Raw genomic sequence first — 20,548 nt, 5'->3', positions numbered from 1 at the left:
TTTTATAATATTATACCATTTTACCATACAGGACACTAGAAGAAAAAATCTTAAGCATTCCGAATCTTTTCGGCCAATTCATCGATTTTGCGCAGACGATGATTGACGCCTGATTTGCTGACGGTTCCTTTGAGCAATTCGCCGACTTCCTTCAGGTTCATATCCGGATGAGCCAGCCGAATCTCTGCCACTTCCCGCAGTTTATCGGGCAAATTCTCAAGACCCACTTCCTTTTGGAGCAGCTTGATGTTCTCAATCTGACGGACGGCCGCGCCGATCGTTTTGTTCAGGTTGGCGGTCTCGCAGTTCACGATCCGGTTCACCGAATTGCGCATGTCCCTCATAATGCGGACATCCTCGAACTTGAACAAAGCCTGATGGGCACCGATCAAATTGAGGAATTCGATGATTTTCTCGCCTTCCTTGATGTAGAAGATGAAACCCTTCTTCCGCTCGATGCAGCGTGCGTTCAGATGAAATTCATTCGCCAGGTCCACCAGGGACTGGCAATGCTCCTCATACATCGAGGCAATTTCCAGATGGTACGAAGACCCCTCCGGGTTGTTCACGGATCCGCCTGCCATGAAGGCCCCCCGCAGATAAGCCCGCTTACAGCAATTTTTGCGAACGATCTGCTCGTCGATGCGCGATTGAAACAGAAAGCCTTCGGAGACGATGCGAAGCTCTTTCAGAATCTCCTGAACCTGGGCGGGAATACGAACGATATATACGTTATTCTTCTTCAAACGCATTTTTTTACGCACCAAAAGTTCGGTATGCGCCTGGAAATGCTTCTTAATTAAGGAATAAATACGTCTTGCAATCGCGGCATTTTCCGTCGAAATATCCAGGATTACCTTTTTGTTCGAAAGCTGAACAGAGCCGTTCATCCGAATGAGCGCGGACAGTTCGGCTTTTTCACAGCAGCTCTGGCTTTCGATCATCGTCAGTTCTTTCTTCGTCTGTGCCGCAAAGGACAAGGTACTCACCCCTTTCGTGTAATCCAATCCTGTACCAGCTGAAAAATATGATTGCTCAGCTTGTCAGCATCATGCCTTAAGTATGTTCTAAATAGCACAAGCTTATCGGCAATAAGTTTATATCCTCGGCTGGTCACCTCATCGCGGTCCAGCAGAACGGGCTTCGCGCCCTTCTGTGCATACTTGTCCTGAACCTGAGGCGGAATCTCACCATCATTAACAATAACATAATCGAACAGATGAAGACCAATATGGTCGTAAACGGCCTGCAAATGATCGCTCACCGTATAATTATCGGTTTCTCCCGGCTGCGTCATCACGTTGCACACAAACATTTTGATCGCTTCGGACGAGACAATGGCTTCGGCAAGCTTGGGAACCAGCAAATTGGGCAAAATACTGGTGTACAGGCTGCCCGGACCGATCAGAATCGCATCGGCCTGTTGAATCGCTTCCAGCGCTTCCGGCAGCGGTTCCACATGTTCCGGCTCCAGGAAGATCCGCTTGATGCGGCGCCCGGCCTCCGGGATTTTGGATTCGCCGGTCACAATCGTGCCGTCCTCCATCTCCGCATGCAGAATGACAGCTTCGCCCGCTGCGGGCAGCACCTGTCCGCGAACAACAAAAACCCGGCTCATCTCCTTGACTGCCGTGACAAAATCACCGTGCAAATCCGTCATGGCAGCCAGGATCAAATTGCCGAGGCTGTGCCCGGCCAGTCCCGAGCCATTCTTGAAACGGTATTTCAATATATCGGATAACAGCGGCTCCACATCCGCGAGTGCTGTCAGTACATTACGAATATCTCCCGGAGGCGGCATCTGCAACTCGCTACGCAGTATGCCGGAGCTACCCCCGTCATCCGCAACGGTGACGATGGCCGTAATATCGAGAGGCTTTTCTTTGAGTCCCCGCAGCATGACGGACAGCCCGGTTCCTCCACCCATCACGACGATGCGGGGGCGCTTTCTAACTTGCACAGCCACATTTATCACTTCCCTTAATTAATGCCGATCCCGCTCAGAATCGCGGTGGCTCACCGATACCGTCTCCGTTTCGCTGACGCCCAGCATTTTGCCGAGATACTCGGCAATCGCTACGGAACGATGCTTCCCGCCGGTACAGCCAATGCCGATGATCACCTGACTCTTGCCTTCCTTGCGGTACTGCGGGATCAAGAAATGCAGCATATCGAGCAGTTTGGTCAGAAAAGCTTGCGTCTCCGGCCATTTCATGACGTACTCGTATACATCGCTGTTTTGGCCGGTATTGGGCCGCAGATGCTCCACATAATGCGGATTGGGCAGAAAACGCACATCAAACACCAGATCGGCGTCAATCGGAATGCCGTACTTAAATCCAAAAGACGTAATGTTGACCGATAACGTGCTGCTCTCCAAATGCGTGAAGCGAGAGATGATCTTCTCCTTCAACCGCACAGGCTTCATGTTGCTGGTATCGATGACCTGGGTGGCCGAATTCTTCAGTTCATCCAGCATTTTGCGCTCCAATCGGATACCGTCGAGCGGCATGCCTTCCGGAGCGAGCGGATGGCGGCGACGGCTTTCCTTGTAACGCTGAACAAGCACGGAGTCCGTGGCATCCAGGAACAGAATCTCGCAGTGGATGGTGAAGTGGTCCTTGATGTAATTCAGCGACTCCGATAAAGCGGTGAAAAATTCGCGGCCACGCAGGTCGATGACCAATGCAACCTTGCCGATCTTACCCTTCGATTGATCGATCAGCTCCGCGAATTTCGGAATGAGCACCGGGGGCAGGTTATCGACGCAAAAGAATCCAAGATCCTCCAGACTTTGTACGGCCAAGGTCTTACCTGCTCCCGACATCCCGGTGATGATGATCAGGGTGGCCATGGATGATGTGTTGCTGCCGCGGTCGGCTGCTTCCAGCATCAGCTTTCCCTCCCTTATAAGTTTAGATCAGACGATGTATGGTGAATAATACTACGAACGCAAGTGCAAACCGGCTGCGCCAACAACGCCGGCGTCGTTGCCAAGCTCAGCTGGTACGATCCGTACGCCGCGCTGAAGCGGTTCCGGCGTCAGTTTAGCAAATACGGCACGAACTTCATTAAACAGAATGTCCCCGGCTTTGGATACGCCGCCGCCGATGATAAACGCTTCGGGATTTAACACGGCCGCAACGGCTGCCATGGATTTGCCGAGGTAATAGGCTGCGCGATTCACGATGCGAATAGCGACTTCATCGCCCGCTTTCGCAGCATCAAACACTTCCTTCGCCGCAATGCTCTCCACACGCGCAAGGGAAGTCCGGTCGCCGCGCTCAACGGCATCTTTCGCCATGCGGATAATGCCGGTTGCCGATGAAACCGTCTCCAGACAGCCCATTTCGCCGCATCCGCATTGAATGGCTTCCAGATCAGGCACGACCGAGATGTGCCCAAGCTCGCCGGCCATGCCGCCAAAGCCTTGATAAATTTTGCCGTTTACGATAATGCCGCCGCCCACGCCGGTTCCGAGCGTGTAGCATACGCAGTTCTCAACGCCGCGTCCTGCGCCGCTCCAAGCCTCACCCAGGGCAGCCACATTGGCGTCGTTGTCTATTTTGACGGGCTTGCCGAGACGCTCTTCAAGCAGTGCGCGAATCGGTACATCTTTAAATCCTACATTCGGTGCCAGAATGATGATGCCTTCACGTATATTCGTAAACCCGGCGAAACCAGCTCCCACACCAGCAAGTTGATCCCAGCTGTATGGCGATTCTTCCACAATGTGACGCACATATTTCTCAATGTTGTCAATAACCGTGTCAACGCCTTTGGCTGTTTCCGTCGGCCCTTCGTACTTCTGCAGAAGATGCCCTTCTTCGTTACATATTCCAACTTTAATAGCTGTTCCGCCAAGATCGACACCGACGTAGATGTTCTCAGACATGTTTCAAGCCACCTTTTTCCTTCTATATTATAGATTGCTCCTACTGTACCCACTATAATTGAAGGCACTCCTGCGGTCAAGAGAAGACAACCGGACGTGAAACTGGAACCAGCCCTTTAAATTCGCATGTGTAAACGCATACACGCACATCCGAAATCGCCCCTGTTTGTTCATAATCTTGCTTCCCCAACTCCCCCCGATAAATCCAACATGACAAAAGTCACTCCGAAGTGATGACATCCTTTACTAACGGCAACTCCTTCGCTTTCGTATGATGAGAACAGATCATTTCGATTACGGAGGAGCGATTCCATGACAAACCCAATCCATGAACCTATTGCAGAGCTGCGGAAGGTAACCAAGATGTTTGGCGGCAAAAAAGCCGTCAACCAAGTGTCGTTTACGATAGAAAAAGGATCCATCACAGCCATTCTCGGTCCTAACGGGGCCGGCAAATCAACCGCCATCTCCATGATGCTGGGCCTTAAGGATGCCAGCGAAGGCAAGGTTCTCCTGTTCGGCCAAAGCCCGAAGGACTTGAAGGTCAGAGAGAAGATCGGCGCCATGCTCCAAGAAGTCAGCGTCATGGACGGGCTTCGCACACGCGAGATCATCAACCTCATTCGCGGCTATTATCCGAATCCGCTGTCGCTTGACGACATCGCCCTGCTAAGCGGGCTTACACCCGAGGAGCTTAACAAATGGGCCGTTAAAATGTCCGGCGGCCAGAAACGCAAGCTCAGCTTTGCGCTTGCGATTGCAGGCAACCCCGAGCTGTTATTCTTCGACGAGCCGACGGTCGGCCTGGATACCTCGGCACGCCGGTTATTCTGGCAGACGGTGCGCAAGCTGGCCGATCAGGGAAAAACCATCCTGTTCACCACGCACTACCTGCAAGAGGCGGACGATATGGCAGACCGCATTCTGCTGTTCCATCAGGGTCAGGTGGCTGCAGACGGCACACCGGAAGCGATCAAAGCCAAGCTGACCCGAAGGTCGGTCTCCTTTATCGTGGATGCAGACCACCGGCAGGTCAAGGAGCTGCTGCGTGAAGTACCCGGCGTCACCGATGTGTTTGAGAACAATGGCCGTTTGAACGCCGTCACGGATGATACGGACACGGCGCTGGCTGCCTTGTTCCGAGCCGGGCTCGCCGTACGCGACGTTCGCATCGATCAAGGTAGTCTGGATGAAGCATTTGACCAATTAACGATGGATCAAGGGGAGGCCGTATAATCATGACAACCTGGAAACTGATTACCTTACAATGCAGAATGGAATTGCTTCGGATGGTACGCAATCCGTATTATATTTTCTGGTCGCTGGCGATGCCGATCCTGTTCTATTTCATTTTTACCCGCGTCGTGAATACGGGGGCGGACGATGCCGGACAATGGCAGGCGCATTATCTCATGTCGATGGCATCCTTCAGCGTCATGGGGACCGCCATCATGTCCCTCGGCATACGACTCGTTCAGGAACGAGTACAGGGCTGGGCCGTATACATGCGTGTAACGCCGCTTCCCGGCAGCGTGTACTTCTTCGGCAAAATGTTTGTGCAGACGGTTATGCATCTGCTCTGCATCATCGTGATTTTCGTAGCCGGCTACCTGATTAACGGCGTCTCCCTCACCTTCGGACAGTGGCTGCTAAGCGGACTGTGGATTCTGATCGCATCCGTTCCGTTTCTTGCCATCGGCACCCTGATCGGCTCCATGAAACGGGTCGATACGGCAAGCGGCGTCAGCAACGGCATCTACTTGGGACTGGCCGTTACAGGCGGGATGTGGTTCCCGATCGAAGCGATGCCTTCTATCATGCAGGCCATCGGCAAGTGGATGCCTTCCTACCATTTCGGCGGAGGCGCCTGGTCGATCGTGCGCGGAGAAGCGCCGGGCCTGGACAATTTCATGGTTTTGGCAGGATATTTGGTCGTATTTATGTTACTATCCACCTATATTCGGAAAAAACAACAAGCCGATTAAGGAGATAGGATGATGGCTTCATGAAAAAATTGAAAGAGGCAAAATCCGCAGGGTTCGAGGTGTTTCCAACGCAGCTGGGGTTTTTCCCCTATTTATGGCTCATTTATATGTCCCTTCCCGTGATCAACATGCTGCGCGAGGAAGGCTGGAAGATGGGGATCGGCTTTGCGCTGATCGGCTTGTTTCTTGTCACCTACCGCCAGCTCTACTTCGCCGCGGGTACCCCTCGTTTCTTTGTGTGGCTGGGCATTCAGATGTCCATCATTTTCATTCTCTGCATGTGGTATCACCCGACCTACATGTACATGGGCTTTTTTACGGCCAATTTCATCGGCTGGTATACCGACCGGCGCAAATTCACGATATCCCTTGTGCTGTTTGGCATCATCGAGACGATTCCTTTAATCAAGAACGCGAGCATGCTGGGAAAGGATCTGCTCTTTATGATTCCTTTCTTTCTCATCATGCTGTTTTCGCCCTTCGGCATCCGCTCGCTGAACCGGCGACAGGAGTTGGAGAGGGAGCTCGCCGAGGCTAACGAGCAAATCCGTAATCTGATTAAAGGCGAAGAGCGGATGCGTATTGCCAGGGATCTTCACGACACCTTGGGTCATACCCTGTCTCTCATCACCTTGAAGAGCCAGCTTGTGGAGAAGCTGGCGGCGAAGGACCCCGTGAAGGCCCAACTGGAAGCCCGGGAGATCCAGAATACCTCGCGGGCCGCGCTTCGCCAAGTGCGTGAACTGGTATCCGACATGCGGACCGCCACCCTGCCCGAGGAATTATTGGAGGCCCAGATCATTCTGGAGAGCGCCGATATCCAGCTGGTCTCCACCGGTGATCCCAAGCTGGAGGGCATATCCGACTTGGCCCACAACATTCTGAGCCTCTGCTTGCGGGAAGCCGTGACCAACGTGGTAAAGCACAGCCAGGCAAGCCAATGCCGAATCGAAATCGAGTCGCTGGATAATGAATGGCGGCTGTTGGTGGCGGACAACGGAATCGGCCTTAAGGGCAACGATGATGGGGCATCCAGTACCGACAGCAATGGCTTGAAGGGGATGGCGGAACGACTGTCCCTCATCGGGGGCACCGTTGAGGCCGTCTCCGACCCTCAAGGCACGAAATTGAGCATTCGCGTTCCGATCATCATCAAGAACCGGAAGGAGGACACCACCCATGAGCATCAAAGTGCTGATAGCCGAGGACCAGCGAATGCTGCGCGGCGCTCTGGCTTCCTTGCTTGATTTTGAAGACGATATCGATGTGATCGGTCAAGCCGGCGACGGCGAGGAAGCCCTATCGCAGATTGCCATCCATCAACCGGATGTTTGCTTGCTGGATATCGAAATGCCTGTGCGCAGCGGCCTCGAGGTGGCGGAGGAAGTAAAGCGGCGCGGGTATGCCAGCCGGGTTATCATTCTGACTACGTTCGCCAGGCCCGGTTATTTCGAGCGGGCCGTACAGGCCGGGGTCCAGGGATACCTGCTCAAGGACGAGCCCAGCGAACGGCTGGCGGAGGCCATCCGGAGAGTGATGGATGGGCGCCGGGAAGTTTCCCCTGAACTCGTATTCGGGACGTTGTCCGGTGCGGGTGCCAACCCGCTTACCGAACGCGAACGGGAAGTGCTGCGGCTGGCCGCAGACGGAAACAGCTCCAATGATATCGCAGCGAAGCTGCACTTGTCCTACGGAACGGTCCGCAACTATATGTCCGAGATTCTAAGCAAGCTGAATGCCAAGAACCGGATCGAGGCCATCTCGTTGGCGGAAGAGAAGGGATGGATATAGGCCGGCAGCCCCTGGAGGCCTTTGCGAGGCGCAGGCGGTATGGCTTAATACGGTTTGTAAACGACCGTCCCATAGAGAAACAGCCCCGGGCGTGTTCTGAAGTGCACCCCTTAGAATAGACATTGGAAAAAACCCTTGGTTATTCCGATGAATTCTAAGGGGTGTATTTTTGTGGTAATGAAAGGACAAAAGTTAAAGCAATATTCAAAAGAGGTCAAATTAGAAGCGATTCGACTTCATGTAGAAGAGAAGTGGACTTATCGGCAAATCAACGAACACCTTGGTATTCAAGACAAAGACCGAATGAAGCGGTGGATGCGAAAATATCGGGAACAAGGCGAGTTTGGATTGTTGGATCAGCGAGGACGACGAAAAGAATATATGGATCAAGATCGGTATGTCCAAAAGCTCAAACGGGAGAATGAAATGCTAAAAAAGTGCTTGGAAATCTGGATCCAGGAGGAAAGGAAGAACGCTTTACGCTCATCGAGCAAGCAGCGATTCCAAGGCAAGTAGCTGAACTATGCCAGCTCTTTCGTGTCTCTAGAAGTGGTTACTACGCCTATTTGAAGCGAAAAGGGAACGACCGAGATGCCGAGGCGAAACGGCTAATCCGTGAAGCGTACAATCGCTACGAAGGAAAGTATGGCTACCGGCAGCTCCAATTGTTCTTGTGGCAGGATGACGGTGTATGGATGAACCATAAGAAAGTGCTGCGGCTGATGCAAAAACTCGGGCTTCAAGCGAACATTCGCCCTAAACGCCGCTTTAACACGACATACCAAGCTGGAGAACGTGTGTCGGAGAATCTGCTGAAGCGAGACTTTACGGCAGAAAAACCGAACCAGAAATGGGTGACAGATGTGACGCAATACCGGGTGGGCGAGCGATGGCTGTATCTTTCGGCAGTTAAAGACTTATTCAACAATGAGATTGTAGCGTACCAACTCAGCCAACGTAACGACAATGAACTGGTTCTACGGACGTTTGCAAAAGCGTTTGCCAAGCAAAAAGACGTGACCGGATTGGTCGTTCACAGCGACCAAGGTTTCCAGTACACGTCTTACGCTTACCACGACATGCTGCCAAAGGTTGGCGCCCAAATCAGCATGTCTCGCCGGGGCAATTGCCTAGACAACGCCTCCATGGAGAGCTTCTTCTCGCATCTCAAAACGGAAGGACTCTATCCCTATGATATCCGAAATTTGACGGAGGCACAAAGGCGAATTGAGAAATACATACGGTTTTATAACCGAGAGCGACCACAGCGGAAACTAAAGAAACTGACGCCGGTAGAGTACCGACGCCAGTTTGCAGCCTAGGTGTTTTTTTTAATGTCTACTAAATGGGGTCTTGACCATTCATTGCCCGGGGCTGTTTTTATCACTGTATCAATTGAATAAAGCTTCCTCTATGGTTTGCATCATTTCAAAAGCGCCGTCGCTGGCATTGGATGCCACGACCAACGTATGCCCGGTGTCCGGATAATACGCGGATCGGAAATTCACGCCAGGGTCGTAGCCCATGACATGATATTTGTACACATTTCCATTCTTCTCGGTGATCCAAACGCCAAGCCCATATTTCAGGTCACTGTCCGGGTCGTGCGAATGGGCAGCCAGCAGCTGCTCCGTCATCGATGCCGAGAGCAGCGTATTGGACAAGAGCCCTCTCCATAGCTTTGCCATGTCCGGTGCCGTCACATACGCCCCGCCATCGGCATAACCCTGAATCGGAATGGCATACTGATTCGTTCTCCACGTACCGTCCTCCTCATCGATATACCCGTAAGCCGTATTCGCGGGCAGGCGATCCAGCGGGAAATATCCCGAATCGTTCATGCCGCAAGGCTCAAAAACAAACTGCTGGACATAATCCCGAAACGACAGGCCGGCATGCTGTTCAACGATCAGGCCAAGCAACACAAAGCCTGCATTGTTATAGTGGAATCTCTCGCCGGGTTGAAATTTCATCGGCTCATTCTGGAACAAAGGGAGAAAGTCCCTTCCACTCCGGAGCGTATACATCGGCACGGCCTTCCACAAATCCTCAAAGTCGTCCATGACCTCTTCATCAAAGTAATCCGGAACGCCTGAGGTGTGGCTCAGTAGATGAAACACCGTAATCTCCGGGCTAACATGCGGCAGGCGAATATCCAGACACTCGCTCAGCTTGCTGTCCAGCGACAGCTTGCCTTGTTCAATAAGCTGGCAAACCGCAATACCGGTGAACAGCTTGCAGCCTGAAGCGATGCCGAACCTGGTGTCCCCTTGATTCGGGATGCGGTCGGCCCGATTGGAATAGCCGAAGGCGGCATTCCATATGATGTTGCGATTTTGATCCGTTAAGAGCACCGTTCCCGAAAAATGGCTGTTGGCAGCCCATTCCTCCATTTTATGTATCATCTGTTGATCCCATCCTTTATCTAGGATAGGCATATTTTAACATGAATGAGCAAAGGGGATCCCGGTACAAGACCAGTTTAACGAAAAAATACCCCGAATTCCGGAATTGCGTTCCGCCCATCAGAGGGAACTCCGCTCATGCCTGCACTGCTCCAACTGCGTAACCGTGAGGCTGAAACGTTCCGGATCCACCGGCTTCAATAAATAATGGCGGGCATCCCACTCCGGCGAATCCGCGGCTTCGGCCGTCACATAGACGATATGAACGTCAGGCTCAAGCAGTACCAGTCTTTCGCCTGCTTCCAGCCCGGTCATTCCAGGCATATCGATGTCCAAAAATACAACATCCGCCTTGCAGGATCGCCATTGCTCTATTGCATCCTGAGCCCGAGTGAACATGCCTGCCACCTGCAGGCGTCCATCACGTTCAATGAGCCGCAAACATCACGCGCCGCTTTTTGTTCATGACTGACCTACTTCTCTATATAAATGTTAGGATTCTGCCAACATAGAGCTGCAAAGCTACCCCATATATCGGCATTTGGAATCAAGATTGAAGAATCCCCTATAAACTATTCTCTGAAAGCATGAAAAAAACCCTCCTGCCAACCGTGGCGAATTCATCATTTATGAATCCGGTTCACGGCTTGCTAGAAGGGCTGACTTATACAATTTACATATTGGACTAATATTTCGCCCACATGGTTAGCAGAATTACCGGGACCGCAAAAATAAGCAAACCGACCCCGATCATTGCGGCGACCTGCAGCATAAATGCTTGTTTGGATGGACCGGACGGCTGCGGCATTCCGCATTGAACGCAACGATTGGAGGCAGCATATACCTTACCGCCGCAGCTGACACAAATCCCATGATTCCTCATGATTAACGCTCCTTTGCTTGTTAAAACAACATCGACATCAAGACATTTCTATATCGGTTAACATGCTGTGATGAATCGAAGCCCGGCAGACCGCCATTAAAAAGCAATCATGGATGCCGGATTTTTTATTTGTGAATATTATCACATAAATACGATCACAAGTAAAGACATGAATCCTTTATGATCCATGTTATCGGAACCTCCCCCTTCTCCGGATAAGATCAAAGCCTGAAACCAGCACAAAACCAGGAAGCCTGCGGCTCCCTGGTGTATGCTTCTTTCCTGAAATCTAATCCCGACCACCCTGCGGGGAGGGGGGTTATTTGTTCTTGGCATGCAATACCAAGTTTCCTACTCCACCAATCGCAAACAACAAGGAAACGATTCCGAACCCCCATTGCCATGAGCTTCGATCCGTTATGAAAACAACCACCAAGAACGCTATCGCGGCCAAAAAATTAAGCAGTGCCACGATCAAAAATTCCTTTTTCTTCATTGTTCATCCTCTACATTCCTACAGAATCAAGTCTGTCCAGTCTACGTGCCGCTGTCGTGATCATATCATATTTTGGGCTGCGAAGTATGATTGCTTATTCACGCTCACCGTATAAATGTTATCGTCTGCTCGGTCCACGGCGCACCATCAAATGCCTTCGCCACTCCCTGAGCAACAATCTCCGCCTTCAGCACGTATTTCCATTTCACCGTAGCCGACCATGCTCCTTCGAACAGAAACGGACTCAATCGGATCTCATGTTCGCTGGCCCAGGCCGCCACGACCCTTTCCCCATCGATCGTCATGTCGAAGCCCTCTTTGAACCATGGATGCTCCTGATCCTTGGAAACACCCGGCGCATTCATGTTTACATAGAGCGAGATGTCGTCGCACAGCTGCAGCAGGCCAAACTGCCTGTGAATCACGGCTTCGCCCGGAAACGAATAATGATCACGCAGCCGTTTTTGCCGATCCAGCTCGTCATGGTAGAATTCCACCAGCGGCGCTTCGGTGGCATTTTTCATAAATGACGCGAAATGAAGGCTGCAGAGAAGCCCTGCATAAGGACTCATCGCTTCGATCTCATCAACGCCCTTGGTATACATTAGCATCTTCGGCATGACCGGATAATCGATAAACGTGAACGGAGTCCGGCTTGCATCATTCCAGATCGGCGTATCATCCATCCGAAGCCAGGCGCGGTCATGCTCGGTTATAGCCAACAGCACTTCTTCCCTAACCGTCTCATCCATAAACAGCTCTCTCCGAAAGCCCCGGGCCACATCGCCGGAGAAGCGGCCATGGTCGTCCTGGGTCGTCATAACAAAAGCATCTTCCGTCTCGCGAATGATCATCCGATCATCTCCCTTCGATTCGTCCTTACCCCAGATAAGCCTTTCGTTTCATCACGGCAATGATATCTCTGGACTGGCCTTGATGCACGCTCGTATCGAAACACGAGATCAATTCCCAGCCGTCAATCCCGTAGCTGTTCAGTAAATCCTCGAATTCTTCTTCGTTCACTTTCCCCCCAAGGAATCCTCCGGTTTTGTATTTCAGCGTTTTGTATTCCCATTGATCCATAGTCGGCATCCCCCGTTATCCCATTGATTTTGACAACAAACCTCGAGACCTTCCAACCTGCAGACATCCATCAGTTCGTATCCCCGACATAGCAAACCGCTGAGCGTCCCGCTTTATCCATGAGCGGCTTGACCAGCGAGCGGGGATATATTCGAATCCCATCCAATGAAGACAAATCGATCCATTCCACGCCCACCTGGTATTCATCCGGGTTATGTCCTTGAAACAGATCCCCCTCTTCCGCCAAACGGCATTCAAAATAAAACTCCACTTGGTGCACGTCGGAATCCCATTCCGCGAACTCGTGGTTGGACCCTATGTATTCACGGACATGCAGCAGATCTTGAACTTCCACCCTGCGCCCGATTTCCTCCAGGCACTCCCTAACCACGGCTTGCACCAAGGTTTCGCCCTTCTCTTGCCCGCCGCCAGGGAACAGATAGAAGTCCCCCCATTGGTCTACATTCTTCGTTAAAAGGATTTGGTGATCTCGGACAATCATCGCTTTGGCCGAGTTTCGAATCGGTTTCATGGGCAATCTCCTTATCGTAACGTTTCTTTCTATTTTCTATTGTAGCAAAAATAAATCCTCTATAGGCGAACCCACTGTCTGCATATTGGTACAAACCGATAACAAGCCGGTATACCATGAGCATGCTCAAAGAATACCGGCTTGTTTTGCGCTGGAAGCATAACTCTCGTTCCGGCTCTTTTTGCTAGCGCCTGTATGAGCCATCCTTCCACTTCTTTAATACGATGACCGCCACGCACCCAACGATCAACAGGATCAGCCCTGCGGCAATCCAATCCTTGATGACCATCCACGAAACATGGGCACCCCCGTACTCGCCCTCATAATGAGCCATGAGATAACCTGCCTGCGTCTCAACCGCTATGGCGGTTTCGGGGGCGATTCCCTGGACCGCATAGTATTTCGTACCCTTCGGGTACACATTGGAGAAGTTACCGCCGTAGGTCCCTTCCCGATCCGTATGGTAGGTGACCTTTCCCACCACGTCTCCAAGCGCAGACGCTTCCACGGGATTTTCCGACATGACATAGATCTTCCCGTCATTCACGACAAACGAATAAGCCCATGAGGCAAGCGCAGCGGGCGATGAACACATGACCAACAGCAGAAGCGTAATCAGCGATATTTTCATATACCTTTCCGTGCGAAGAAAATTCGGCATGGTCCACCTCGGATATCAGAGTCATGTACCTTCGTTCGTAACGGGAGGCTATTTCACCTGCTTGCTCCTGCCATCGACGATCAGCTCGATGCCCGGCTTGTTCGTCCCTCCCGACATACTGTAGGAAGGGTCCGGCTGGTCCAAGAAACCGTCAAAGGTTTCGCGAATTTCTATCCGGCCTCGCGGCCGAACCGGAACCACCTTAGGCTCGAAATCAATCACCCTTCCGCCAACATCCACGCTTAGCGGACGTACCGTAACCTGCCGCTCGGTGCCGTAACTGTAAATTTGAATCTGGCAGCGTGCCAGAATAACCTCGTTCTCTGTACGATATTCGCAGTTGCTGTCTTTTTTGGAATAGGCGACGGTGGATATTCCGCTCGAATTGAAATTGGCCACAAACATGACGGACTCCGATACGAATGGAAAAACGACGATCCATGCGATACAACCGATCATCACCCGGCTCATGATCTTCGGATAAAGCGGGCGATAAATGCTCGTTACCCGCAGAATGCCGATCGTCAATAAGATAAGACCTGCAATAACGGGCAGATGAAGACCATAGTTGCCTTGCTTAGTCCATGGGGAGATCCCTGCCCAACGGAACAGGTCATCCCCGAACGAATAGCCCAGATGCTGATTGGAAATGAAGAGCAAACCCAGGATGATGGCAGAAATGGAGAGGATTTTGCCTTTCAGTTGTATCTCCTCCTCGACGAATCCATTTTCCACATTATAACAAATAAGAAGACCCGTGGTAACCTGCTTTAATCCGCTTTATCCACGGGTTTATTCTCTACGATAGCGAGCCTTGTTCCACTCTTGGCCTCATGCAGCAGCTTCCGGTCGCGATGAATGAGACATAACAGCATGTGAAGGAACACAACTGCGTCCAGCAGCAATATCCCCAGCGCATACATCGCAAGCAGGACATTAGAACCGGTGACATTCACCGTAATGAACAAAGCATGGAACCCGCCCCATACCACATACAGCAGGCCGTTGCGGACAATCACTTCCTTCAGCTTCAGATGTTCGCCCGCTCCGCGGATCTGGACCCGGACGACCCATTTCCCCAGCGTCTGCCCCTGCATCATATAAGGCAGCACGATATAATATAAAATCACGGCAAAGAAGTATGCACCCCTCACGTTTATTACGGTCAGCACGCCAATGATCGGCAGTATGACCGCTGCATCAATGCCAAAAGCAATGGCCCGGCGCGTATAACTGACCCGCTTCTGCGACAGATCCACCTTCTCATCCAGACGATCCAGGCGGGGCAGGTGATTTTTCATCCAATCGGCCAGCACGAGGCCCATCATTCCGCCCAGGGTATTCATCAGCAGATCGTCCACGTCAAACAATCGGTACGGGTGATCATAGAAGCCGTAAATGCCGGTCACCTGGGTTACCTCAAAGAACAACGACAAGCCGAACGAGGCCGCCAGACATGCAACCCAGGACGCTCTCGCATAATAACGAAGGAACATGCCGAACGGCACCACGAGTAAGACGTTAAACACGACCTGCAAGAAGGCTCTCTCCTTCAACAAATGCGTGTAAGTCGAGGGCACGCCCCATACCACCTTGGTCTCCTTTAAGATGTCCTGTATGAAATTCAGCGGCATCCACTGCATAACCGAGGCCACATCCATCGGAGCATTATGGCGCGAGGCAGGCAAAGGAAGGAGCACAAGATACACTGCGTTCATCATGTACAGCAGGAATAAATACAGCAGAAATCCCCGGAATTTATTAAAATAACCATATTTGCGATACTGCACGATCAGAAAGGGAACTGCGCACAGCAAAGCCGCTATGGGAAAGGTTAAAAATGCATAGGATATCGGAAATAGATAGGCTTCCAGCATGCTCTCGTTCACTCCCTCCGTGATGTTCTACTTATAAAGTACAGGACCAAGTTTAAATGACGGGGATCCCTTCGTTTAAAATGCGTTTAAAAAACGCATAACCGCATCAAGGCCGACATGCCTGTCAGCCTCGCGCGTCACAAACTGAATAACCCACACCATCAGTGTGGGCAGGTCACCATATACAAGACGCATAGATTCAATGTCATCGGAATAACATGGTCGTTATTCCCGCCTTACGCGTTTATGTTGACGGGAGTCGGCCCCAGTCCTGCTTCCATGAAGTCCCGTTATTCCTTCCGTTTGCCGACGGCTTTTCCAAAGCTAATCTTTCGCGGAAGTCCCAGCTTGAATTCTTCACGGTGCCCATTCCACTCTATCTGGATCGTTAGATCCTTGTTCGGGTTCATCATATCGAGCAGATGCGCCAAATCCAGCGCACCCTTGGTCTCCTTCATGGCAGCATGGTCGGTCCCCACGACGATTCCGCCTTCCTGGAAGCGGCCCGTCATGTCCTCCAGCCGATAGTTAATCTGCCCATGTTCCAGAGGCTCCTTCCCCGAGTACTGAAGCTTCAGCTTTCCGCCAAGCGCATCCTGAAACACGGTAAGCTTCGCATTGACCCTATCCTGATGGGAAACGACATAAGTCGCTTTCCACGACTCACCCTTACCTATCAAGGTCATGGTTTTATTTCGATTCACGGGACACCCCTCCTCACGCGGAACGACCAGTTATCTCGATTAGGCTTATATACATGATAACGAGCAAAAGAATGAAATGGTTTTTCAACTTTTCAAATAATGGAGGATTTCGAGTAAATCGCTAATCTCCCCATCCTTGGCAAAATCCCGGTCATAATAGGGATCCCGCTTCCAGATGCCCTTCATGCCGATCAGCCGGCTTGCGGTGACGTCGTTGTCCGGATGGTCGCCGACATAGATGGATTCCCCTGCCTTTGATTCAAGGCGGCTTAATGTATTGGCAAAAATCCTCGGATCGGGCTTGCGCAAGCCCTCCCATTCCGAAATTACGATAAGATCGAAATAAGGCTCGATGCCGAGTCCCTTGATATTGTTATATTGAAATTCGCCGTAGCCATTGGAGATCAGCCCGAGTTTTATCCCCTTACCTTTCAAGCTGTCCAACGTTTCATGCAGATTCGGGAAACCGACGCAATGTTGTTGAAACCCCAATATGTAATCCCGAAGCAGCGCTTCCCAATTCAGGGGAAGCGCAAACTCCTCGGTTAGCTGCCGATATACCTGGTCCTTCCATACATAGCCTCTGCGGTCAAGCTCGACAAACCGTCTGACGTACGCATCTCTGCCCACAGTTAAACCGCCATGAAGCGATAGACGATCATACTGGTCTTGAACGAAACGAACCAAGGACGTGTCGCGGTCCAGCAGCGTCCCGTCCAAATCAAAAACAACCGTGGTAATCATCGACTCGGACCGGATCTGCCGCGCTCCGTCCGATACTCCATAATCCAGCAGTCCCGCAGCTCTCCTTCATGCCGTTCATGCTTCTCCAGCAGCCTGACCTTCCGAAAGCCGCACTTCTCGTAACAAGCGATGGCCCGTTCATTCCAAGCCTGCGGGTCCATCACGATCCGGTCGGCCTGCCTCTGAAACACGAGGTAATCCACCATGGAAGTCACAAGCTTCGTACCGATGCCTCGATTCCAATAATCCGGCTCCCCGATGAATTGATCCGTGGCGAATGTTCTGCCGACCGCATCGTTCCCGTCATACCCATACTCGCCTAACGTATCTTTATCGAGAAGATAGAACTGGATATACCCGATCGGCTTTCCCTCATATTCGATAATGCAGCGAGTCTCATCATCATCCACATAGAAATGCTCCCGCACCCGCTCCACGTCGTGGGGATTGTCCCGTCCCTCGTAATACTGCAGCACATCCGGATTGGACAGCCAAGAAGCTAAGGACGATTCATCTTTCTCCTCCAGCTCGCGAACCGTAATCGGCCCTGACTCATATACCAGCATCGTTATTCCTCCATCCTTCTCATGGGATCATCCCATTGTTCGTTTCAGATTACATCCGCAACCATCGTAATAGAGGTTCCGCACATGCCTGCCTCCTGGAATCCGAAACGCTCATACAACTTCATAGCTGCGGCATTGTCCGGAGCGACGCTTAACGATACCTTTTGAATCCCCCGCTCCTTCATCCCTCTGAACAATTCCTTCATCAGGGCGGTTCCTAGCCCTTGCCCGCGGGATTCGGGAATCAGCGCCATGCCCAGTTCCGGGATGTCATCGCTCACGTAACCGAACCCTTTGTTCCCTTCATCAAAATACCGGATGGTAATTGAGCCTGACGGCTTGCCTGCTGCATTCACAGCAATGTAGCCCAGATCGCCCGCGCGCCCCCAGTCCTCCACGTATTTTTTCATGAACGGCTCCTCAAGAATATCCCGGCTAAAAGGCTCCCCTCCCTCGGGCACATACAGGGACTCGTACAGCATCTCCCGCAAAAAGGGTGCGTCCTCCCGGCCTGCGACTCGAATATGATATGAATTCATGTACATCTCCCTTTCTGCCTAGATTATCTCCGTCAGCGCCGTCCATAATGCCAGTCTTTCCGCATCGAAATCGGTCCGGCCGTAATGGTCGAGGAAAACGTCCCTGTAGTCATCACTACCCAGATTATACCGCAGGGTCCATATTCCCCAGTAGAGGTCATAATGAAGGTCCCCAAATCCGCCGTTGCCCAGATCGATATAACCTTCAAGCTGAAAATCCCTCATGATCAGATTCGGCAGACAATAATCGCCGTGGAGCAGCACATCATGTTCCGCCGTTCCCTGCAGCGTCTCAAGGCATGACAGCGCCTGATCCCTTCCGCCCTGAAGCCCAACAATATCCCCCGATTTGTTCATGATCCCTTCCTGATACTCTTGCACAAGTTCAGCGGTTCGATTCGGATAAGGACAGTCGGTGGCAGATACAGAATGGAGATAACGCAAACTTTCCCCGAACACGGCAGCCAGCCTGTTCGGATCCTTCAGATGGCCACCCGACACCCCATCATCCCCTTTCAGGGCGGCGGTCAGCAGGTAATCGTTCTCACCCTGCTGTTCATAAGCCAGCACCTTGGGAGCCAGGCCTTTTCCGTGTAAGTAATCCGTCATGACCCCTTCTCTCTGTAATTCATCCCGTTTCGTTATCTTCAAAAACATCGGTTGGCTCGCTCCCTCGATGTACAGGGTTTTGGCCTGTTTTGAGGAGCTGCTGTCGTAGACGACGGCTGTCTGAAAATAGGGCTGCAGGCTTACAGGCAACGTCTTCATATCGAATGGAATACGTATTTTTTTCATCGTTCCTCCACGCCGGCTAATCCCCTCTGCCGGCCACAGTCCAATAGAATAAAGACGTCCCCATCGGAACGCCTTCGGATCTGTACTCTATGAATTGGCGATTCACCGGTCTAATCCTGCCCTATCAGCCGGTATTTTTTCGTTTAAACTATTTTGGATCCCTGATTGTCAGAATGGAACTCCCTCGAAGTACACCACCTGGGCCAGCCGAATATGCAGTGCTTTGTTGTCCCCGATCGTCAGTTGGACATGGTCGACCACCACACCGGATAAAATCCCCTCGACTTTCCCCGCAGTGGTCATGATGACCACCTTGGCCCCTTTATGCCGGAGCAGATGGTCAATAAATACCGGTTCAACCAACGTAGCGTAGTGCATCGGCTGCGGGATTGCCGGGGTCCGGGGCGCGTAATACGGCGGTATAGGCTGGAGTGGAGGGTAGGCATAGTATCCCGGTGCATAACCTGCAGACGGCGCCGGATAACCGGCTGTGTTGACATGGTTGTTCAATGTAAGACCTCCCTTGCGATATGAATCCTACATCTTTATGTATGACCGGAAAGGGGCCGCTATGTTATCCCCCTCATATTTGTATAAAAAAGCAAGGATGTCTTTGATCTCAATTGCCACCCGTTACGCCTTCTGAGCAATCAACTTACTCATCGCATGCCGGTGCGGTATACCCGATGAGTTGCAATCAAAAATGACCTCCGGGCAGCTGTGAATCAGCCAATCGTGATAATGCATCATAAGCTCTCCGGACTTCCAGTCATAAGCATACGGCTCATCCTCGGGAGGAGGCGCAATGAACGGCTTCTGCACGAATACATTCAGGCAGTGGAATCCCTCTGCCGAGGTGAATTTTTTGTAATTGGCAAGAATGTCCTCGCGATACTCGGGTCGGATATAATGCAGCACGCCGCTGGAATACAGCACGTCAAACTCCGAATCCAGACGGTAATCCGATATATCCGCCTTGAATACGTTCACGTGTACCCCGATGTGATCGGCCAATCGCTTCGTTTTCTCGATCCCCGCATCCGAAATGTCGAATGCCGTGACCTCATACCCGTTGCGGGCAAAAAACACGGCATCCTTCCCTTCCCCGCACCCGATATCCAGCAGCCTTACTCTTTTTGTCGGCGGGATCATTTCAAGCACCTGATAACAGGCTGCGTTCGGTTCCGTGCCCCAATAGTACTCCGGCGTTTTGTACTCTTCTTCATAGATGCTGATCGGCTTGCCCGTCGAAGAATAACCAAACAGCTTATCGATGCTGACGTCCAGCAGCCGGGACAGCTCCGGAAGCAGCGCGATATCGGGCATGGTCTGCCCGGTCTCCCATTTGGATACCGCCTGGAACGTAACGCCCAGCTTATGCGCCAATCCTTCCTGGGTAAGTCTCCGTTCTTTACGGTAACGATTAATATTTTTGGCCAACATGTCTCTCATATGGATCACGCTCCTATATAACCACATTGTAGGGACGTTGTGCGGGGCATACAATAACCTGGTCATTGAATCCCGGAAGAATTCAACCGCCCGTTGAAATCATCCAATTCCAGGAACTTGGCGATGCAGGCGTGGTACAA

Annotated in this window: 27 protein-coding genes; 6 read left to right on the top strand and 21 right to left on the bottom strand. The window is 51.7% G+C overall.

Translation table 11 applies throughout. From position 1 onward, the window contains the following. Positions 1-50: 50 nt before the first annotated feature. The 4 genes from whiA to MHI43_RS01015 are packed head-to-tail and all read right to left on the bottom strand — an operon-like array spanning position 51 to position 3,895. Positions 51-980, bottom strand: coding sequence for a DNA-binding protein WhiA (gene whiA, locus MHI43_RS01030; protein WP_009593666.1), 930 nt, complete (start codon positions 978-980; stop codon positions 51-53). A gap of 5 nt (positions 981-985) precedes the next feature. Continuing rightward, entirely contained in the window at positions 986-1,927 is a 942-nt protein-coding gene (locus tag MHI43_RS01025) for a YvcK family protein (RefSeq protein ID WP_175320789.1), read from the bottom strand. A 57-nt stretch (positions 1,928-1,984) separates the two neighbouring features. After that, entirely contained in the window at positions 1,985-2,893 is a 909-nt protein-coding gene (gene rapZ, locus MHI43_RS01020; RefSeq protein WP_009593644.1) for an RNase adapter RapZ, read from the bottom strand. A gap of 51 nt (positions 2,894-2,944) precedes the next feature. Further along, positions 2,945-3,895, bottom strand: coding sequence for an ROK family glucokinase (locus MHI43_RS01015; RefSeq protein ID WP_036664955.1), 951 nt, complete (start codon positions 3,893-3,895; stop codon positions 2,945-2,947). A 312-nt stretch (positions 3,896-4,207) separates the two neighbouring features. Here MHI43_RS01015 and MHI43_RS01010 point away from each other — a divergent pair, with 312 nt between their 5' ends. From MHI43_RS01010 to MHI43_RS00985, 6 genes are all read left to right on the top strand, one after another. Beyond that, positions 4,208-5,131: an ABC transporter ATP-binding protein gene (locus tag MHI43_RS01010; protein ID WP_036664957.1), complete on the top strand. Its 924-nt coding sequence runs from the start codon at positions 4,208-4,210 to the stop codon at positions 5,129-5,131. A gap of 2 nt (positions 5,132-5,133) precedes the next feature. Then, positions 5,134-5,880 (top strand): ABC transporter permease, encoded by a 747-nt coding sequence (locus tag MHI43_RS01005; protein WP_012818425.1) that lies wholly within the window; start codon positions 5,134-5,136, stop codon positions 5,878-5,880. Between the two features lie 20 nt (positions 5,881-5,900). After that, on the top strand, positions 5,901-7,127 hold the full coding sequence (locus MHI43_RS01000) for a sensor histidine kinase (protein ID WP_036664959.1): 1,227 nt from the start codon (positions 5,901-5,903) through the stop codon (positions 7,125-7,127). Continuing rightward, positions 7,060-7,671 (top strand): response regulator transcription factor, encoded by a 612-nt coding sequence (locus MHI43_RS00995; RefSeq protein ID WP_051425405.1) that lies wholly within the window; start codon positions 7,060-7,062, stop codon positions 7,669-7,671. Before MHI43_RS01000 ends, MHI43_RS00995 begins: the two co-directional genes overlap by 68 nt. A gap of 177 nt (positions 7,672-7,848) precedes the next feature. Then, positions 7,849-8,187 carry a helix-turn-helix domain-containing protein gene (locus MHI43_RS00990; RefSeq protein WP_235201830.1) on the top strand — a complete coding sequence of 113 codons (339 nt, stop codon included), beginning with the start codon at positions 7,849-7,851 and terminating at the stop codon, positions 8,185-8,187. Then, positions 8,109-8,993, top strand: coding sequence for an IS3 family transposase (locus tag MHI43_RS00985; RefSeq protein WP_155989900.1), 885 nt, complete (start codon positions 8,109-8,111; stop codon positions 8,991-8,993). Before MHI43_RS00990 ends, MHI43_RS00985 begins: the two co-directional genes overlap by 79 nt. Before the next feature lie 69 nt (positions 8,994-9,062). Here the strand turns inward: MHI43_RS00985 and MHI43_RS00980 are convergent, their stop codons facing one another. The 17 genes from MHI43_RS00980 to MHI43_RS00900 form a co-directional block, all read right to left on the bottom strand. After that, positions 9,063-10,076 carry a serine hydrolase gene (locus MHI43_RS00980; RefSeq protein WP_036662805.1) on the bottom strand — a complete coding sequence of 338 codons (1,014 nt, stop codon included), beginning with the start codon at positions 10,074-10,076 and terminating at the stop codon, positions 9,063-9,065. Positions 10,077-10,196: 120 nt separating this feature from the next. Continuing rightward, positions 10,197-10,517, bottom strand: a complete 321-nt coding sequence (locus tag MHI43_RS00975) for a response regulator (RefSeq protein ID WP_051425346.1) — start codon at positions 10,515-10,517, stop codon at positions 10,197-10,199. Positions 10,518-10,761: 244 nt separating this feature from the next. Further along, a complete protein-coding gene (locus MHI43_RS00970) occupies positions 10,762-10,959 on the bottom strand; it encodes a hypothetical protein (RefSeq protein WP_036662806.1) in 198 nt (65 codons plus the stop codon). Between the two features lie 319 nt (positions 10,960-11,278). Continuing rightward, positions 11,279-11,455, bottom strand: a complete 177-nt coding sequence (locus tag MHI43_RS00965) for a hypothetical protein (RefSeq protein ID WP_009595674.1) — start codon at positions 11,453-11,455, stop codon at positions 11,279-11,281. A 104-nt stretch (positions 11,456-11,559) separates the two neighbouring features. After that, positions 11,560-12,309, bottom strand: a complete 750-nt coding sequence (locus tag MHI43_RS00960) for a DUF3891 family protein (protein ID WP_036662807.1) — start codon at positions 12,307-12,309, stop codon at positions 11,560-11,562. Between the two features lie 25 nt (positions 12,310-12,334). Further along, positions 12,335-12,538 (bottom strand): DUF4177 domain-containing protein, encoded by a 204-nt coding sequence (locus tag MHI43_RS00955; RefSeq protein ID WP_009595662.1) that lies wholly within the window; start codon positions 12,536-12,538, stop codon positions 12,335-12,337. A gap of 70 nt (positions 12,539-12,608) precedes the next feature. Further along, complete coding sequence (locus MHI43_RS00950) at positions 12,609-13,070, bottom strand: NUDIX domain-containing protein (protein ID WP_036662808.1); 462 nt, start codon at positions 13,068-13,070, stop codon at positions 12,609-12,611. A gap of 184 nt (positions 13,071-13,254) precedes the next feature. Beyond that, positions 13,255-13,701 carry a hypothetical protein gene (locus MHI43_RS00945; RefSeq protein ID WP_341283214.1) on the bottom strand — a complete coding sequence of 149 codons (447 nt, stop codon included), beginning with the start codon at positions 13,699-13,701 and terminating at the stop codon, positions 13,255-13,257. A 78-nt stretch (positions 13,702-13,779) separates the two neighbouring features. After that, complete coding sequence (locus MHI43_RS00940) at positions 13,780-14,466, bottom strand: hypothetical protein (RefSeq protein WP_012818417.1); 687 nt, start codon at positions 14,464-14,466, stop codon at positions 13,780-13,782. Positions 14,467-14,501: 35 nt separating this feature from the next. Continuing rightward, positions 14,502-15,608 (bottom strand): VanZ family protein, encoded by a 1,107-nt coding sequence (locus MHI43_RS00935; RefSeq protein ID WP_036662810.1) that lies wholly within the window; start codon positions 15,606-15,608, stop codon positions 14,502-14,504. A 290-nt stretch (positions 15,609-15,898) separates the two neighbouring features. Further along, on the bottom strand, positions 15,899-16,312 hold the full coding sequence (locus MHI43_RS00930; protein WP_036662812.1) for a hypothetical protein: 414 nt from the start codon (positions 16,310-16,312) through the stop codon (positions 15,899-15,901). An 84-nt stretch (positions 16,313-16,396) separates the two neighbouring features. Further along, positions 16,397-17,056, bottom strand: a complete 660-nt coding sequence (locus tag MHI43_RS00925; RefSeq protein WP_036662814.1) for an HAD family hydrolase — start codon at positions 17,054-17,056, stop codon at positions 16,397-16,399. Then, the gene (locus tag MHI43_RS00920) at positions 17,053-17,622 is read right to left on the bottom strand and encodes a GNAT family N-acetyltransferase (protein ID WP_036662816.1); all 570 of its coding nucleotides are present in this window, start codon (positions 17,620-17,622) and stop codon (positions 17,053-17,055) included. Before MHI43_RS00920 ends, MHI43_RS00925 begins: the two co-directional genes overlap by 4 nt. Before the next feature lie 44 nt (positions 17,623-17,666). After that, positions 17,667-18,161 carry a GNAT family N-acetyltransferase gene (locus MHI43_RS00915; protein ID WP_036662817.1) on the bottom strand — a complete coding sequence of 165 codons (495 nt, stop codon included), beginning with the start codon at positions 18,159-18,161 and terminating at the stop codon, positions 17,667-17,669. Positions 18,162-18,179: 18 nt separating this feature from the next. Beyond that, on the bottom strand, positions 18,180-18,956 hold the full coding sequence (locus MHI43_RS00910) for an aminoglycoside 3'-phosphotransferase (protein WP_012818412.1): 777 nt from the start codon (positions 18,954-18,956) through the stop codon (positions 18,180-18,182). A 168-nt stretch (positions 18,957-19,124) separates the two neighbouring features. Continuing rightward, positions 19,125-19,466: a YuzF family protein gene (locus MHI43_RS00905; RefSeq protein ID WP_036662819.1), complete on the bottom strand. Its 342-nt coding sequence runs from the start codon at positions 19,464-19,466 to the stop codon at positions 19,125-19,127. Positions 19,467-19,589: 123 nt separating this feature from the next. Continuing rightward, positions 19,590-20,408, bottom strand: coding sequence for a methyltransferase domain-containing protein (locus MHI43_RS00900; RefSeq protein ID WP_012818409.1), 819 nt, complete (start codon positions 20,406-20,408; stop codon positions 19,590-19,592). Between the last annotated feature and the right edge of the window lie 140 nt (positions 20,409-20,548).

This window comes from Paenibacillus sp. FSL H8-0457 (assembly GCF_038051935.1).
Lineage (GTDB): Bacteria > Bacillota > Bacilli > Paenibacillales > Paenibacillaceae > Paenibacillus_AQ > Paenibacillus_AQ lautus_A.
Note: the sequence above shows the minus strand (reverse complement) of the source record. Positions and strands in the feature narration are given on the sequence as shown.

Excerpts from the sequence above, each read along its gene's own strand:
- MHI43_RS00995 (WP_051425405.1), top strand. The coding sequence starts at position 7,060 with ATGAGCATCAAAGTGCTGATAGCCGAGGACCAGCGAATGCTGCGCGGC.
- MHI43_RS00945 (WP_341283214.1), bottom strand. The coding sequence starts at position 13,701 with ATGAAAATATCGCTGATTACGCTTCTGCTGTTGGTCATGTGTTCATCG.
- MHI43_RS00910 (WP_012818412.1), bottom strand. The coding sequence starts at position 18,956 with ATGAAAAAAATACGTATTCCATTCGATATGAAGACGTTGCCTGTAAGC.
- MHI43_RS01005 (WP_012818425.1), top strand. The coding sequence starts at position 5,134 with ATGACAACCTGGAAACTGATTACCTTACAATGCAGAATGGAATTGCTT.
- MHI43_RS00955 (WP_009595662.1), bottom strand. The coding sequence starts at position 12,538 with ATGGATCAATGGGAATACAAAACGCTGAAATACAAAACCGGAGGATTC.
- MHI43_RS01010 (WP_036664957.1), top strand. The coding sequence starts at position 4,208 with ATGACAAACCCAATCCATGAACCTATTGCAGAGCTGCGGAAGGTAACC.
- MHI43_RS00935 (WP_036662810.1), bottom strand. The coding sequence starts at position 15,608 with ATGCTGGAAGCCTATCTATTTCCGATATCCTATGCATTTTTAACCTTT.
- MHI43_RS00965 (WP_009595674.1), bottom strand. The coding sequence starts at position 11,455 with ATGAAGAAAAAGGAATTTTTGATCGTGGCACTGCTTAATTTTTTGGCC.
- MHI43_RS00950 (WP_036662808.1), bottom strand. The coding sequence starts at position 13,070 with ATGAAACCGATTCGAAACTCGGCCAAAGCGATGATTGTCCGAGATCAC.
- MHI43_RS00990 (WP_235201830.1), top strand. The coding sequence starts at position 7,849 with ATGAAAGGACAAAAGTTAAAGCAATATTCAAAAGAGGTCAAATTAGAA.
- rapZ (WP_009593644.1), bottom strand. The coding sequence starts at position 2,893 with ATGCTGGAAGCAGCCGACCGCGGCAGCAACACATCATCCATGGCCACC.
- MHI43_RS00900 (WP_012818409.1), bottom strand. The coding sequence starts at position 20,408 with ATGAGAGACATGTTGGCCAAAAATATTAATCGTTACCGTAAAGAACGG.
- MHI43_RS00980 (WP_036662805.1), bottom strand. The coding sequence starts at position 10,076 with ATGATACATAAAATGGAGGAATGGGCTGCCAACAGCCATTTTTCGGGA.
- MHI43_RS00960 (WP_036662807.1), bottom strand. The coding sequence starts at position 12,309 with ATGATCATTCGCGAGACGGAAGATGCTTTTGTTATGACGACCCAGGAC.
- MHI43_RS01015 (WP_036664955.1), bottom strand. The coding sequence starts at position 3,895 with ATGTCTGAGAACATCTACGTCGGTGTCGATCTTGGCGGAACAGCTATT.
- MHI43_RS00915 (WP_036662817.1), bottom strand. The coding sequence starts at position 18,161 with ATGAATTCATATCATATTCGAGTCGCAGGCCGGGAGGACGCACCCTTT.
- MHI43_RS01000 (WP_036664959.1), top strand. The coding sequence starts at position 5,901 with ATGAAAAAATTGAAAGAGGCAAAATCCGCAGGGTTCGAGGTGTTTCCA.
- MHI43_RS00920 (WP_036662816.1), bottom strand. The coding sequence starts at position 17,622 with ATGCTGGTATATGAGTCAGGGCCGATTACGGTTCGCGAGCTGGAGGAG.
- MHI43_RS00970 (WP_036662806.1), bottom strand. The coding sequence starts at position 10,959 with ATGAGGAATCATGGGATTTGTGTCAGCTGCGGCGGTAAGGTATATGCT.
- MHI43_RS01025 (WP_175320789.1), bottom strand. The coding sequence starts at position 1,927 with ATGGGTGGAGGAACCGGGCTGTCCGTCATGCTGCGGGGACTCAAAGAA.
- MHI43_RS00925 (WP_036662814.1), bottom strand. The coding sequence starts at position 17,056 with ATGATTACCACGGTTGTTTTTGATTTGGACGGGACGCTGCTGGACCGC.